Annotated in this window: 14 protein-coding genes; 13 read left to right on the forward strand and 1 reads right to left on the reverse strand. The window is 61.5% G+C overall.

The genetic code is table 11. The features are described from left to right. Positions 1–2: 2 nt before the first annotated feature. Together L5014_RS12335 and L5014_RS12340 are read left to right on the forward strand one after the other, a co-directional pair. On the forward strand, positions 3–848 hold the full coding sequence (locus L5014_RS12335) for a transketolase (protein ID WP_238463899.1): 846 nt from the start codon (positions 3–5) through the stop codon (positions 846–848). Continuing rightward, positions 845–1,843: a transketolase family protein gene (locus L5014_RS12340; RefSeq protein WP_238463900.1), complete on the forward strand. Its 999-nt coding sequence runs from the start codon at positions 845–847 to the stop codon at positions 1,841–1,843. Before L5014_RS12335 ends, L5014_RS12340 begins: the two co-directional genes overlap by 4 nt. 808 nt (positions 1,844–2,651) lie before the next feature. On the opposite strand, the gene L5014_RS12345 is transcribed toward L5014_RS12340, so the two are convergent. Continuing rightward, positions 2,652–3,536: a LysR family transcriptional regulator gene (locus L5014_RS12345; RefSeq protein ID WP_238463901.1), complete on the reverse strand. Its 885-nt coding sequence runs from the start codon at positions 3,534–3,536 to the stop codon at positions 2,652–2,654. Positions 3,537–3,876: 340 nt separating this feature from the next. Here L5014_RS12345 and L5014_RS12350 point away from each other — a divergent pair, with 340 nt between their 5' ends. The 11 genes from L5014_RS12350 to L5014_RS12400 all read left to right on the forward strand — a co-directional run bounded on the left by L5014_RS12350 (position 3,877) and on the right by L5014_RS12400 (position 14,255). Then, entirely contained in the window at positions 3,877–4,947 is a 1,071-nt protein-coding gene (locus tag L5014_RS12350; protein WP_238463902.1) for an amidohydrolase family protein, read from the forward strand. Between the two features lie 14 nt (positions 4,948–4,961). After that, positions 4,962–5,315: a Rieske (2Fe-2S) protein gene (locus L5014_RS12355; RefSeq protein WP_238463903.1), complete on the forward strand. Its 354-nt coding sequence runs from the start codon at positions 4,962–4,964 to the stop codon at positions 5,313–5,315. Between the two features lie 112 nt (positions 5,316–5,427). Then, positions 5,428–5,829, forward strand: coding sequence for a carboxymuconolactone decarboxylase family protein (locus L5014_RS12360; protein WP_238463947.1), 402 nt, complete (start codon positions 5,428–5,430; stop codon positions 5,827–5,829). Further along, the gene (locus L5014_RS12365) at positions 5,826–7,262 is read left to right on the forward strand and encodes an aldehyde dehydrogenase family protein (RefSeq protein ID WP_238463904.1); all 1,437 of its coding nucleotides are present in this window, start codon (positions 5,826–5,828) and stop codon (positions 7,260–7,262) included. Before L5014_RS12360 ends, L5014_RS12365 begins: the two co-directional genes overlap by 4 nt. Positions 7,263–7,323: 61 nt before the next feature. Further along, on the forward strand, positions 7,324–8,550 hold the full coding sequence (locus L5014_RS12370; RefSeq protein ID WP_238463905.1) for an NAD(P)/FAD-dependent oxidoreductase: 1,227 nt from the start codon (positions 7,324–7,326) through the stop codon (positions 8,548–8,550). Positions 8,551–8,567: 17 nt separating this feature from the next. Continuing rightward, on the forward strand, positions 8,568–8,888 hold the full coding sequence (locus L5014_RS12375) for a 2Fe-2S iron-sulfur cluster-binding protein (RefSeq protein WP_238463906.1): 321 nt from the start codon (positions 8,568–8,570) through the stop codon (positions 8,886–8,888). Positions 8,889–8,923: 35 nt separating this feature from the next. Continuing rightward, complete coding sequence (locus L5014_RS12380) at positions 8,924–9,847, forward strand: NAD(P)-dependent oxidoreductase (RefSeq protein WP_238463907.1); 924 nt, start codon at positions 8,924–8,926, stop codon at positions 9,845–9,847. 97 nt (positions 9,848–9,944) lie between these two features. After that, positions 9,945–11,300, forward strand: coding sequence for an Nramp family divalent metal transporter (locus tag L5014_RS12385; protein ID WP_238463908.1), 1,356 nt, complete (start codon positions 9,945–9,947; stop codon positions 11,298–11,300). 36 nt (positions 11,301–11,336) lie between these two features. Next, positions 11,337–12,377, forward strand: a complete 1,041-nt coding sequence (dctP, locus tag L5014_RS12390) for a TRAP transporter substrate-binding protein DctP (RefSeq protein WP_238463910.1) — start codon at positions 11,337–11,339, stop codon at positions 12,375–12,377. A gap of 13 nt (positions 12,378–12,390) precedes the next feature. Beyond that, complete coding sequence (locus L5014_RS12395; protein ID WP_238463912.1) at positions 12,391–12,939, forward strand: TRAP transporter small permease; 549 nt, start codon at positions 12,391–12,393, stop codon at positions 12,937–12,939. After that, positions 12,936–14,255: a TRAP transporter large permease gene (locus L5014_RS12400; RefSeq protein WP_238463914.1), complete on the forward strand. Its 1,320-nt coding sequence runs from the start codon at positions 12,936–12,938 to the stop codon at positions 14,253–14,255. The genes L5014_RS12395 and L5014_RS12400 overlap by 4 nt, the downstream gene beginning before the upstream one ends. Positions 14,256–15,627: the final 1,372 nt, after the last annotated feature.

Below are 15,627 nucleotides of genomic sequence, written 5' to 3' on the forward strand. Positions count from 1 at the left end.
ACATGGACAGCGAAGTCATTACCGAGGACGTGACGCTCGTCGAGCGCGCGTACCGCATCCGAAGAAATGCCCTGCTGATGGGCGAAGTGCAGGGCCAGGGCTATATCGGCCAGGCGCTCGATATCGCGGACGTGCTCGCCGTCGCGTATTTCGGCGCGATGCGCTACCGCGCGCACGATCCCGATTGGGAAGGGCGCGACCGCTTTCTGCTGTCGAACGGGCACTACGCGATCGCGCTGTACGCAGCGCTGTTCGAAGCCGGCATCCTGCCTGCCGAAGAGCTGGAAACCTATGGCAGCGACGACAGCCGCCTGCCGATGTCGGGCATGGCAAGCTACACGCCAGGCATGGAAATGTCGGGCGGCTCGCTGGGCCAGGGGCTGACGATCGCAGTGGGACGCTGCCTCGGCCTCAAGCGCAAGGGTTCGGACGCCTTCGTCTACACGCTCTTTTCGGACGGCGAACTCGACGAGGGCGCGATCTGGGAAGGCCTCATGTCCGCCGCGCACTGGAAGCTCGACAAGCTGATCGCCATCGTCGACGTGAACAACCAGCAGGCCGATGGACCTTCCACGCAGATCATGGCGTTCGAGCCGCTCGTCGAGAAACTCGAAGCCTTTGGCTGGTACGTGCAGCGCGTGGACGGCAACGACATCGACGCGCTCAAGCGCGCCTTTGATCATGCGCGCGGGCATGACAAGCCGCAGCCGCGCATCATCGTCTGCGACACGAAGATGGGTTGCGGCGTGCCGTTTCTCGAGCAGCGCGAAAAGAATCACTTTATCCGCGTCGATGCGCACGAGTGGAAGCTCGCGCTCGAAGCACTCGAAGCCGGGAGACAAGCATGAGCACCATCGAAAAGAAGCCGCGCCTGAAGACCTCCGCGATGATTGCGTCGATCGCGGCCGAAGGCCAGGTCACGCGTTCCGCGCCGTTCGGACACGCGCTGTGCGACCTCGCGCGCACGAAGGCAAACGTGATAGGCATGACAGCCGATCTTGGCAAATACACCGACCTGCACCTCTTCGCGAAGGAATTTCCGGAGCGCTATTACCAGATGGGCATGGCCGAGCAATTGCTGATGGGCGCCGCCTCGGGCTTCGCGCATGAAGGCGCGCAGCCGTTCGTCACGACATACGCCGTATTCGCGACGCGGCGCGCCTACGACTTCATCCATCAGACCATCGCCGAAGACAATCTCGACGTGAAGATCGTCTGCGCGCTGCCGGGGCTTACCACGGGCTATGGCCCGAGCCATCAGGCCGCTGAAGACCTCGCGTTGATGCGCGCGATGCCGAACATGACCGTGATCGATCCTTGCGATGCGCTCGATATCGAGCAAATGGTGCCGGCCATCGCGGCCCACAAGGGACCGGTCTACGCACGCCTGTTGCGCGGCAACGTGCCTGCCGTGCTCGATGAATACGGCTACCGCTTCGAACTTGGCAAGGCGAAGCTGCTGCGTGACGGAAACGACGTGCTGCTGATCTCGTCCGGCATCATGACGATGCGCTCGCTCGAAGTTGCGAAGGCGCTCGAAGCGGACAACATCGGCGTGGGCGTGCTGCATGTGCCGACCATCAAGCCGCTCGATACAGCGACGATCGTGCGCGAAGCGAGCAAGAGTGGCCGTATGGTGATCGTGGCTGAGAACCATACGGTGATGGGCGGACTGGGCGAAGCGGTTGCACGCACGCTGCTCGGCGCGGGCGTCACGCCGCCGTTCAGACAAATCGCGTTGCCGGATGAGTTTCTCGCCGCCGGCGCGCTGCCTACGCTTCATGATCGCTACGGTATCTCGGCTAACGCGATGACCTCAGCGGTCAAGGCATGGCTCGGTTGAGAAACTGAACTGGAAGCGGCTCTCTCTCTCTCTGTTATTTCGTGGGCCTGGGTTTTCGCGTTTCTTTTCGCGTTTCCTTGCTTTCGTGTCGGTCTGCTAGCGTTGCCCCTGTGCGGGGCGGCACCTACTTTTCTTTGCAGCGGCAAAGAAAAGTAGGCAAAAGAAAGCCGCTCAAACCGCTAGTGTGACGCCGTCCACCACTTGCCCGTGATCAGAGCGGTTCCGGAGCGTCTGTCACCACGCGCCGTATAACGGAGTGACTAAGGGCTCATACCTCCGGCGGCGCTACGCGCGCCGTGGGGCATAATCCAAAACCAGAGGAATGCATACGAATCGATGCAGCGCATGCGCCTTCGAGTGCCCAGGCAGAACTCTTGGTTTCCCATGCAGACCCGACCGCTGCGCGCGTAGCGAGCAGCGGGATGCATGAGTCCTTTGTCACTATGTTTGAAGGCGCGAGGTGACGGATGCCCCGGAACCACTTCGATATAAGGCAAGTGGTCCACTGCGTCACACTAGCGGTTTGAGCCGCTTTCTTTTGCCTACTTTTCTTTGCGGCTGCAAAGAAAAGTAGGTGCCGCCCCGCACAGGGGCAACACTAATAGACCGACACGATCACAAGGAAACGCGCTCTCGACACCAAACACCATAACAACAACGGCCTGCAGCACAGCAACGCCGCCACGCTGAAAGCGACATACTGGACGCTCCCGGCCATATAGGTCATCAACGTCATTGCAGGCGCGCAAAAGGAAGCGATCCGCCCGAGGCGATCGCCACACAGCCAACGGCAATTCAAACTGACGCTTCAATTCGATCTGAGGGTATCCATCAGATCCCTGACACACCCTGGCATTCCATCGAGCTCGCGAACGAGCAAGCTACGCTCCCGTATCGCCCAGGATTCCCCAAGAGGCACGGTGACAAGCCGCATCGTTCGACGATGACGCACCGCGGCGGACTCGGGGATGATACCGATTCCGACACCCGATTCAATCATCCGACAAATTGCCTCGTAGCTCGATAGTTGCACACGCATGGATAAGGTCCGGCCCAGGTTCTCAACCTGCGCAGTCACCAGATCGAACAAGGTGCTTCCTTCACGGAAGCCAATGTGAGGATAGTCGAGCGTTTCGGCCAGGGTGACGGACGACCTTTTCGTCAGCTCATGTCCTTCCGGCAGCGCCAGCAACAATCGGTCGGTGCTGGCATGGATGATCTCGAGCCCTTGCGCCTCGATCGGGCCCGCGATAAGCCCGAGGTCCGCGGTTCCATCGAGTACGCCTCTGACGATCTCGCGGGACAGCCGCTCCTGAAGATCGACCGTAACGGCCGGACGTGTGGAGAGAAATTGCGCCAGTATCTCCGGCAGATACTCCGTTACCGCTGTGGTGTTGGCAAATATCCGAATATGGCCGACCAGACCGCTCCCGTACTCGGCAAACTCGCTTTTCACATAGTCGACCTGACGCATGATCACCCTCGCGTGCTTCAAGAGGTTTTCACCGGCCGGCGTCAGCGTTGCGCCCTTGCTATCGCGGTACAGCAGCTTGGCGCCCAGTTGACTTTCCAGGGATTTGATCCTCGCGCTGGTCGCCGCGATCGACAAGTTGGCGCGCCGTGCGCCTTGGGTGACGCTTGATGATTCGGCTACGTGGATGAATACCCGGAGATCGGGGAGATCGAAATGCATTGGCAAATATGTCCTGCAAAACCATCTATGGGGGCGGTAAGGGATCGATAAAGCGGATCGGCAAAGCGGATCGGCAAAGCCGGTACTTGGGATAAACCCTGGCGTTCGCCGCAGCCGAAACCAGGTACCCAAAAAGCAAGATTCTTCGAACGCCCGGCCGATAGTAGCATCATCACAACCTCAACGCTGTCGCTACCGACGAATTGAGTTGCAGGCGCAGCGCACTGAAGTAGCGCAGGAACGAAAGCCGCGGCCGCCGTGGGCTATGTCACCCGCACTGAATTGCTTCGACCGTAATTCGGTGTTCTAACAAAGTGAAAAACGAGTATTGAGTTCAGACATGAAAATCATCGATTCGGATGTTCATCCGTGGGTTCCGGGCGATATCGAAGGGCTCAAGCCTTATCTAAGCCGCAGTTGGCAAATGCGGTTTGAAGGCAAGCGCGCGATCTTGCCGGATCATCCGCTGCGTCCGCCGCTGGCCGGCGCGACCTCGATTCGCCGCGATACGACCACGCCGGGCGGCGACGTCGGCGGTTCCGATCCGCAATTCCTGCGCGAAGACCACCTCGACAAGCTCAACATCGAGTTCGCGATCCTCTCGTCTATCCAGGCGGGCAAGCTGGTGGCCCTGCCGAATACCGGGGAAGCCGTGGTGCTGGCCCGCGCGTTCAACGACTACTTTATCGACAAGTGGTTGAGCCTGGATGAGCGCTACCGCCTGGCCATGAGCGTGACGGCCGGCGACCCGCACGAAGCGGCCAGGGAAATTCGCCGGATCGGTAATCGCGAGGATGTGGTAGCGGTCTATCTGCCGCTGGTGAACATCCTGATGGGCAACCCGCATTACTACCCAATCTACGAGGCAGCCGAAGAATGCGGCCTGCCGATTTTCCTGCACCCCACCGGGACCGAGGGGGCGTTTCAGACCAGTGTGCATTTCGCGGGCGGTACGCCGAGCACCTACATCGAACGGCACTCGTGCTTCCCGCAGATCGCCATGGGCAATCTCTCGAGCCTGTTGTTCGAAGGCGTGTTCGTGCGCTTCCCGAAGCTGAAGGTGTTGCTTGCGGAATTCGGCTTCGGCTGGGTGCCGCACATGCTCTGGCGCTTCGATCAGAACTGGATGCAATTCCGCCGCGAGGTGCCGTGGCTGGAACAGGCCCCCAGCAAGTACGTGCTCGATCATGTCCGCTTCACCAGCCAGCCGCTCGAAGAGCCGGAAAAAGACGAGTATCTGACGCAGATTCTGGAAATGGCGCATGCGGAGCGAACCATGCTTTTCAGTACTGATTATCCGCACTGGGATTCGGACTATCCGGCGACCGTCATGCACAAATTCCCCGCGCAGATGCGACAGCGCATTTTTCATGACAACGCCGCCGAGCTGTTTGGCCTGAAATCCAACTAATCACGGGAACCAAAATGGAGATCAAAGTCGTCCGCCTGGACGAGCTTACCGATAGCAACCCGCGTGCGCTCGATATCGACGGCAGGCCCATTGGTGTGTGCAAGGTCGGCGAGAAGGTCTACGCCTTTCGCAACATGTGCCCGCACCGCCGCGCGCCGCTCGCGTGTGGCACGGTCGAAGGGACCATGCTGCCCGTGCATCACGCCGGCGAGCTCAACTATGGGATGGAAGGTCAGGTCCTGCGCTGCCCGTGGCACGGCTGGGAATTCAGCATCGAAACGGGTGAGAGCCTATTTTGCGAAAGTGCCGCCAAGGTCAAGACGTATCCGGTGTCGGTCCGCGACGGCGATGTCTACGTAGACCTCTGAGCACCGCCATGCGCATGGCGCATACGTGAATCGAATACCCGGAACTGCCGTGCGCCGACGCAAGCCATGCGCTTTCGCGCAGGCGCCGGATCCCATTCTCAGGAGGCACAGGATGTACGAAGGGAAACGCAGCGAAAAATTCGAACGAGGCCTCGCCACGCGGCGCGCGGTGGTCGGCGACACCTATGTCGACAACGCGCTCAATAGTGCGAACGAATACAACTGGCCGATGCAGGAACTGGTCACGGAATATTGCTGGGACGAGATCTGGAATCGCCCGGGCTTGAGCCGCCGCGACCGTTCGCTGCTCAACCTTGGCATGATTACCGCGCTGGGCCGTACCGCCGAACTGCGCGCCCATGTACGCGGCGCCCTCAACAACGGCCTGACCAAGGTGGAGCTGCGCGAAGTGTTCCTGCAGGCCGTCATTTATTGCGGCGTGCCGGCCGGTATCGACAGCTTCCGCGTGGCGCAGGACGTCATGGCCGAGATGGCAGGTGCCAGCACAGCATGAAGACACTACTGATCAACGGCGCCTGGCAGGCCGCCGCCGATGGACGCGTCATCGACGTGGAAAATCCCGCCACCGGCGAGGTCTTCACGCGACTCAGCCGCGCGACGGCCATCGAAGTCGATGCGGCCGTACGCGCTGCGCGCCACGCCTATGACAATGCATGGGGCCGTCTGAGCGCCGCCGAAAGAGGCCGGCTGCTCTCGCGCGTTGCCGAACGCATTCAGGCCTGCGCCGAGGAGATCGCGCAGGTGGAGTCGCGCGATACCGGCAAGCCGCTGCACCTGGCCCGCAAGGATATCGCGGTGCTGGCGCGCTATTTCGAGTTCTATGGGGCCGCTGCGGACAAGCACCATGGGGAGATCATTCCCTATCTGAACGACTTCAGCGTGCAGGTGGTGCGCGAGCCGCTCGGCGTGACCGCGCACATCATCCCGTGGAACTACCCCTCGCAGATGTTTGGTCGCACTGTTTGCCCGGCCTTGGCGGCGGGCAACGCGATCGTGGTCAAGCCTTCCGAGGAGGCCTGCCAGTCCGTGCTGTTGATCGCCAGGCTGATGCAGGAGGCGGGGCTGCCGGATGGCGCCGTCAACATCGTTACCGGCTACGGCAACGAAGCGGGTGCCGCGCTGGCAAGTCATCCGGATATCAATCTGGTGACCTTCACCGGGTCCCCCGCGGTCGGCACGCAAATCCAGATGGCTGCCGCGCCGAACAACGTGCCGTGCGTGCTCGAACTGGGCGGCAAGTCGCCTCAGATCGTGTTCGACGATGCCGACCTCGACAAGGCGGTGCCGACGATCGTCGCTGCGATTGTCCAGAACACCGGACAGACCTGTTCGGCCGGCAGCCGGTTGCTGGTCCAGAAGACGGTGTACGACGAAGTCGTGGGCCGCGTGGCCGAGGCGATCGCGAGGATTCGCGCCGGCATGCCTGAAGCGCAGGTGGACTGCGGTCCGATCATCACCCGGGCGCAATTCGGGCGCATCAACGCGTTCCTGCAACGCATCAAGGACTCGGGCCTGCCGCTGATCGCCCAGGGCCAGGTTGCCGAAGTTCCGGCCGGCGGTTTTTTCGTTGCGCCGATGCTGTTCGGCCCGGTGCCGCGCGATCACGAACTCGCCCATGCCGAAGCGTTCGGTCCGTTGCTGGCGGCGATGCCGTTCGAAGACGAACAGGATGCGATCGCGTTGGCCAACGCGACCGAATACGGATTGGTCGCGGCGATCTGGAGCGAGAACGGTGCACGTCAGCAACGCATGGCTCGCGCGGTGGTGGCAGGCCAGGTGTACATCAATTGCTATGGCGCTGGCGGCGGCGTGGAGCTGCCGTTCGGCGGTCGCAAGAAGAGCGGCTATGGCCGCGAAAAGGGCTTCGACGCACTCGACGAGTTCTCGACCACCAAGACCGTCGTGCATCGGTTCGGCTTTGAATGAGCGCGCGCGCTGGCCAGATGTCGTTTGATCGGCGCATCGTTGAATTGAAGAGGAAGTCGGGATGAGTGGACGTGTCGTAATCGTCGGTTCGGGCCAGGCGGGAGTGTCCGCGGCGTTCAAGCTGCGTGCGCTTGGATATCAAGGGCACATCGCGCTCGTAGGCGAGGAGCCGGGCTTGCCCTATCAGCGGCCGCCGTTGTCGAAGAAGTACTTGACCGACGAGGCCGATGTCGAGCGCTTGCATATCAAGGCCCGCGCCTTGTACGAGAGCGAGCGGATCGAGTTGCGGGCCGATTCTCACGTGAGGTCCATCGATCGGGACGGCAAGCAGATCCTGCTCGCGGACGGCCAGTCGCTTCGCTACGACCACCTGGTTCTCGCGACCGGCGCGACGCCCCGGTGCCTGCCGTTCGAGCAGGGCGGGAATGCGCCGAATGTCCATACGTTCCGCACGCTGGCCGATGCCGAGCGCCTGCGTACCGGGATGAAGCCTGGCGCGAGCCTGCTGGTGGTGGGAGGCGGTTATATCGGCCTGGAAACGGCGGCGGTGGCGCGAAGGCTCGGCATGGAAGTCACGCTGGTCGAGCGCGACACGCGCATTCTCGGGCGAGTGGCCTCGGCCGAAACGGCCGCCCGCTTCAGGGCGCTGCATCTGGCAAACGGCGTGCGTATTTGTGAAGGCGTGGAGTTGAAGCGGCTGGCCCATGCCGACCGGAACGGCAAGACCGCCTGGCTCGCCAATGGCATCGCGATCGACGCGGACGTCGTGGTGGTGGGTATCGGTGTGATTGCACAAACGGGCCTCGCCGAACAGGCAGGACTGCATATCGACAACGGCATCGTGGTCGACTGCGGGGGGCGCACCAGCGATCCGTTCATCTACGCGGCCGGCGATTGCGCGCGCTTTCCGTACCGGGGCCAGCAAATCCGGCTCGAGTCGATCCAGAACGCGGTCGACATGGCGGAAACCGTGGCGCGTTCGATCGTCGGTGGCTCGGCTGAATACCGGCCGGTGCCATGGTTCTGGTCCGATCAGTATTCGACCAGGCTGCAAATCGCCGGCCTGAATCTCGGCTACACGCATGTGGTGGTCCGGAACACGTCGGAGACGGCATGTTCGATCTGGTACTACGACGGCCCGCGCTTTATCGCCGTCGACGCGATCAACGATGCGAAAGCATTCATGAGCGCAAGACAGTGGCTGAGCGCCGGGCGCAGCCCCGCCGCCGACGCGATCGCCGACCCCGGCGTGGCGTTGAACGCAGTCCCCCTGTCGAACATTCATTAACTCAAGCAGGAACCAGAATGACCACCATTATTTTCATCGAGCCGGACGGCTCCCGACGAGAAGTCGACGCGGCGCCCGGCCAGTCTCTCATGGAAGCCGCGGTTCACCACGGCGTGAAAGGCATCGATGCGGATTGCGGCGGCGCCTGCTCCTGCGCCACCTGCCACGGCTATGTGGACGAAGCATGGCGCGATCGCATCGAGCCTGCTGACGGCGCCGAGCTTGACATGCTCGAATTCGCCTACCGGCGCGGCGAGGGCTCGCGTCTGACCTGCCAGGTCAAGGTTGCCGACGGCATGAACGGACTGCTGATCCGGCTGCCGGAATCGCAGGGCTGAACCCATCGCTCTATCAAACCCTTTCGGTGTCAATCATGGAAAAACGTATTGCAGTCGTCGGTCTTGGGCAGATGGGCGGGCGTATCGCGCGGCGCTTGCTGCACAAGGGCCACCCTATCGGCGTATTCGACGTCGACCGCGACCTGGCAGGCAGATTCGCAGCACTCGGCGCGACGCCTTACGACACCCTCAGTGGCCTTGCCGCCGGGCACGACGTCGTGCTGACCGTGCTGCCCAACGCCGACATCGTCAAGCGTGTCGTGCTGGGCGAGGGCGGCCTGGCTAGCGGCTTGGCTAGCGGCCTGGCTGCTGGTCTGGCAAAGGGCAGCGTGCTGATCGACATGACCAGTTCGGTGCCGGCCGTCACCCGGGAAATTGCCGGGATTCTGTCGCAACGCGGCATCCGCATGCTCGACGCGCCTGTGAGCGGCGGGGTGCAGAAGGCCGAGCAGGGAGCGCTGACGATCATGGTGGGCGGAGAAGCACAGGTTTTCGAAGACGCCCGAATCGTGCTCGAGGATATTGGCAGCCAGATCTTTCATGTTGGGGGCATCGGAGCCGGTCACACAGCCAAGGCGGTGAATAACCTCATCACCGCGACAACGCTGGCGATCACATCCGAGGCCATGGCGTTGGGCGTGAAGATGGGCGTGAATGCCCAGGCGCTGCTCAACGTGATCAACGCAGGAAGCGGCCGTAGCGCCGCCAGTGAAACCAAGTTCCCTCAACAGATTCTGTCGAGGAAGTTTGTGCCCGGGTTCTCGATCGCCCTCATGTGCAAGGACGTGGGGATCGCACTCGGCATGGCGCACGATGTCGACTCGCCCGCGCTGATTTCGGCTGCCGTTCACGAGCTTTGGAAACGTGGGGTCGAGCAGGGTCGTGGCGATATGGATCACAGCGCGATTGCGCTCGTCGTCGAAGAGATGGCCGGCGTTCAGATCAGCGCCGCATCCTGATTTCGAACTGCGCGCTTTCCCATCTCCTGCATCAGCGGGCGCGAGCGATACGCCCGCGGCGCACGACCCTACGCTTCTCACCTGGCCTCATAACCGCATGAACACCACGTCGGTAAATTCGATTCATACCGGATCTGTAGACCCTGCATCTTCGGGAGCCTTCCGCCCCTGGCCCAGCGGACGACGAGGCCGTTTGCGCAGCGCCGGGCCTGGCGGCCGTGCACGATGGTCTTCGTTTTTCGGTGCAGGCGCACTGGTCTCGGTCGGCTATATGGATCCGGGCAACTGGGCCACGGCCTTGGGCAGCGGAGCGAAATACGGTTACCAGTTCCTGAGCGTCGTGCTCGCAGCCAGCCTGATGGGCCTGTTGCTGCAATGGCTGGCTTCCAGGCTCGGCGTGGCGACCGGCAGGGATCTCGCCCAGTTATGCCGCGAGCGCTATAGCCGGCGCACCACGATCGTTCTGTGGATTGCCTGCGAGATGGCGATTATCGCGTGCGACGTTGCGGAGGTGGTGGGCAGTGCCGTGGCGTTGCAACTCTTGCTCGGGGTCTCTTTGAGCGTTGGTGTGCTGCTGTCCGCCATCGGTGCATGCGCAATGCTTGCGCTCCAGAGTCGAGGCCAGCGCGCTTTGCAAGTCGTCGTCTGCGCGCTGATCTTCTTTGTGGGACTGTGCTTCGTTGTCGAAGTCGCGCTTGCGAACCCCTCCTGGCATAGTGCATTGGCCGGCGTCGCACCGCCCGCTGCACTGCTGCGCGACGCCGGCATGATCTGGCTCGCCGCCGGCATGCTGGGCGCCACGGTGATGCCGCACAATCTCTATCTGCACTCGGCGCTCGTGAAGCAGCATGCGAGAGCCGGTGATGAACGATCCGTTTTGAACGCCATGAAAGGCGTCAACATCGATACGTTCGTCTCGCTCGGCCTGGCTTTCCTTGTGAATGCGGCGCTCCTGATCGTGGCAGCCGCTGTCTTCCATGCCAATGGTCATTACGAAGTCGACGATCTTGCTGATGCGCATCGCCTGATCGCGCCGCTCGTCGGAACCCGGTGGGCCAGCATCGTCTTCGCGGCGGCATTGCTTGCGTGCGGGCTTAACGCGACCGTTACGGGCACGATGGCCGGGCAGGTGGTGATGGAAGGTTTTCTGCGCATGAAAAGCGCACGATGGATGCGTGCGCTGCTGACCCGCGTCTGCGCCATAGGACCTGCATTGCTTGCGGTCAGCCTGTATGGCGAACACGGATCGAATCAGTTGCTGATTTTCAGTCAGGTCGTACTCAGCATTCAGTTGCCATTGGCGGCTATTCCTCTGGTGCGCTTCGGATCGGATGCCGGACTCATGGGTGTTTTCCGTGTCAAGGGCCTTGCGCTTGCTCTGGCATGGGCATGCGTCGCGATCACCCTGGTGTTGAATGCGGCGCTGATCTGGCAGATGGCGGTGTACCTCTGAGCTTCACTACATACAACTATGAAACAGGAGACAAAGATGCAGCGATTCCTTTTGAAAAAAGCGGCCCGTAGGCTTGCGGTGGCAGGGGTGCTGGCCGCGGCCGCGAGCAGCGTGTTATGGCCGACCGTCGCGCGCGCCGACGACACCATCACGCTGAAAATGGCCCATCAATGGCCTGACGACCCGAACGACTACGTCGTGCAGACCGGCAAGCAGTTCGCGCAAGCGGTCGAGCAGAAGTCAGGCGGCAAGATTCACATCAACATCTTTCCGGCGGAATCGCTGGTCAAGGCGTTGAATACCCATACGGCGCTCAGGAGCGGCAGCGTCGATCTGGCGATTTATCCGTACATCTACGTGGCGGGTGCGATTCCGCAGATGAACCTCATTCTGCTGCCCGGTCTCTGGAAAACCCCAGAGGACGTCTACAAGTTCCGCAATTCAGCCGTGTGGGCTGAACTCGAAGCGAAGCTGGAAAAGTATGGCTTCAAGACGCTCTGCTGGATTCAGATTTCGGGCGGCGTCGCGTCGAAGTCCAAGCCGATTAACCTGCCTGGCGATTTGGCGCAACAAAAGGTGCGCGGCGCCGGAAAGATGATGGAAGCGGCATTGCAGAGCGCGGGGGCGAGCACGGTGTCGATGGCCTCGTCGGAGACGTATAGCGCGATGCAGCTCGGCTTGCTGGATGGCCTGTGGACGTCGTCGGGCACCTTCGAGTCCTACCGGATGTTCGAAGTGGCGAAGTATTACAACTCGCCCGAGGACTACAGCATCTTTTATACGATCGAGCCGATCGCGATCAGCATGAAGACGTGGAACAAGCTTACGCCCGCGCAGCAGAAGATTTTGACGGACGTTGGCAAGAGTCTCGAGCAAAGCGCATTCGAGGGCGCAAAGGCCGATGACCGGCGTGTCGCGCAACTCTTTGCGAGCCATAACGTGAAGATCCACAAGATGACCCTCGACGAGTGGAAGCAGTGGCAGGCGCTGTTCGCGAGGGTCAGTTTCCCTAAATTCCGCGCCGAAGTACCGGACGGCACGCGTCTGCTCGACCAGAGCATGGCGCTCTATAAGTAATGAGGCCACTGCGATGCGTTATACGATCGATTGCTTCTCGCGCGGGCTTGACGCGTTGTGCCGCGGCGTTGCGTTCTCGGTGGGCGCCACGGTGATCGCAACCGTGCTCGTGATTTCCTACGGCGTGCTTGCGCGCGAGGTGTTGCATTTATCCGATGTGTGGGTCACGGAAGTCACCACGTACCTGATGGCGTATATGACTTTTGTCGGTTCGGCGGCACTCGCCTGGCAAGGGCGTCATCTGAAGGTCGATGTGATCAGCGCACATCTCGGCGAGAAGGGCCAGCGCGTGCTCGCCTGCGTTTCCACGGTGATCGAGACCGCCGTGGCGCTGGTGCTCGCGCGACTCGTCGTCGACTTCTGGCTGGACGCGTGGACTGGCGGCGAGCAATCGTGGGGCATGCTCTCGCTACCGCTGTGGATTCCGTATTCCGGGTTTCTGGCGGGTGTGCTGCTGCTGTCTATCGTGCAGATTACTCGCCTCATGACGATCGTGTTCGTGCGCGCGCCGAAGGGCGAGAACCTTGCGATGGACGAAATGCTTCTGGGGAGGAGTGAATGAATCCATTTCTGATCGGTGCAGGCATGTTCGGTGGCCTGCTTGCCGTGTTGTCGGTGGGTGTGCCGATCGCATTCGCCTTGCTGTCCATTGCGCTCGTTTCATTGTTCGTCACCGGCGGCGGCTGGGATGCGCTCAACCTCATTGCGAGCACGTACTGGGGATCGGTTGCGACTTTCACACTGACATCCGTGCCGATGTTCATGTTCATGGGGGCAATCATCTCGGCATCAGGCATGGGCGCACGGTTGTACTCGGCGCTCGCGACGATCCTCGATGGCGTGCCCGGCGGCCTTGCGGTGGCGACCACGCTCGCGTGCGGCGTGATGGCGGCGGTATCGGGATCGAGCGTTGCCACGGCGGCGGCGATTGGCGGCTTCGCGGTGTCGGAGATGCGCCGTCACGAGGTGCCGGAAGGTCGCGCATGCGGCGCCGTGGCGGCGGGCGGCACGCTCGGCATTCTGCTGCCGCCGAGCATTCCGCTGATCATCTACAGCGTGATTGCCGAGCAATCCATCGGCAAGCTGTTCGTCGCCACACTGGTACCCGGCGCGATCATGGCGGGGGCGTTCGGCGTGTATCAGATTTTCCTCGCCATGCGCGACCGGGTGCGCGGTGATGCACTCAGGGGGCGACGCACACGGCCGCTCGCGAGCGTGTCCGAACGTATCGTTGCACTAAAGGACGTTGGCCCGTTCGCGCTCCTGATCCTGATTATCCTGGGGTCGCTTTACCGCGGGCTCGCCACGCCGCAAGAAGCCGCGTCTCTTGGCATCGTCGCGAGTCTCGTGCTGGCGGGCGTGGTGTATCGCGAGCTGTCGTGGACCACGTTCCGGCAGATTCTCGTCGACGCCGCGCGCAGCAGCGTGATGATTCTCGCGGTGATTTCATCGGCCATCGTGTTCGGCTATGTGATGACGACGAGCCAGGTGGCCGCGTCGCTCACGCAGGCAATCGCGCAGGCGCATGTCCAGCCGTGGGTCCTGTTCATCAGCATTAATGTGCTGCTGATCTTTCTCGGCTGCTTCATGGAGACGATTGCGATTATCGTCGTGACCATGCCGGTGCTGGTGCCGGTGGTGCAGGCGTATCACTGGAATTTGATCTGGTTTGGCGTGGTGGTGGTCATCAACATGGAGATGGCGCTGATTCATCCGCCGGTCGGTCTGAACCTGTTTGTGGTTCAGAGCGTGGCGCCGGACGTGCCGTTGCGGCGCATCGTGCTCGGCACGCTGCCGTATGTGTTCATCATGATGGGCGTGCTGGCGCTGATTGGCGTGTTTCCCTCGGTGTCCACGATGCTGCTGGGCGCCGGGTGAATTGCAGTGCTCGGGCCGGCCGCTCGCAAATCCGATTAGTCAAGGACCGACATGAAACGAAGAGACTTTCTGCTGGACCTCGGTGTTCTGGCCTCGTATGCGACCGACGCCAGAACACTCGTTGGATCGGAGCCGGACTACACTCGGATGCCCTCGTGCGGTTCGTGCGCCATTTCTACAGAAGAATAGGATCGTTTGTTAGGTGCGCCACATTGGATGCGGCTCCGCGTCGATACACTGGCAATGCATTTCGGGGGGACACAGAGCGCGAAGACCTTAGACCTGTCACAAGCGCCACATAAAAACCATATCGGGGGGACGCGTGCTTGCGCGCGCAGGGGGGAGTCGGAGTCAATGATGCGCCGACCCTCCCTGCCATGGTCCGCAGTGCGTTCACGCGCATGCGCGCTAAAGCGGCAAGAGCTGTATTTTTTGGGTCCGCCAATGTTCGCCTGTCGCGGCCGACGAACATGATCATCAGCGTGTTCCACGAAGGCATCGGTGTGTCGGGGACAAAAGCGAACATTTGCCGGTGGTCTATCGACGTTGAGCCTTTCGCGCGACGACAGTCGGAAACATCCGCGCCCGGTCGTCGACGAACCTGATGTCCTCGAACCCTGCTTCCTCGAGTTGTCGCGCGGTCTGTGTGTGCGTGCGGAACGCATTCCATTTTGCATTCAACAATGCGCACCAGAAGCAGATGTTGAAGTGCGAGCGCAGTCTGGTCAATCGCTTCGGCGTTCCAGGGCGACTGGGGAGATATTGCTGGCGGCGGTGTCAGGAAGCTCGAGACGCGCCATCCCCCAGGTTTCAGCATGTCGAAGAACACACGGTACAGCGCAGTCACCCGCTCGTCGTCCGGCTCGTAGATGTTGAGGCCGTTGCTCGTCACGACGTCGAGTTCACCCCGGCCCCTCGAACGCCACGCGTCTTCGCAATGGAAAGACACTTGCCCGGAAAGGCCACGTTGCGAAGCAAGAGCGGCGGCGCCAGCCAATGCCTCCGCATCAGCCTTCCCCCAGACGCACGCCCGGACAGTGTTTCGCCCAGAGGAAGGTAACGTGGTTCATCAGCCGCTTGCCTGTGCGGCGCCGGCCCGTTCCAGGTCGCCCGCTTTCACATTCAGCGTCGGGACCTCAAAATAAATATTCGAAATTCTCTTGACGAGAGGTTCGTGGCGATTCATAATTCGCCTCCCTTCTGATGCGGGGCGCGAAAAAAACAGCGGATTTAAATGCTGTTTTTGAGCGATTGCTCTTTAAAAATTTACAGCCGATAAGTGTGGGCGCTTGACGGGTTTCGTGACCTGATGATTCTTCGGGGTTATCGGGAGTAGCGAAAGTATCAAGAGTCTCACACTAAAGTAAGTCAG

Source organism: Paraburkholderia tagetis, assembly GCF_022213065.1.
GTDB lineage: Bacteria > Pseudomonadota > Gammaproteobacteria > Burkholderiales > Burkholderiaceae > Paraburkholderia > Paraburkholderia tagetis.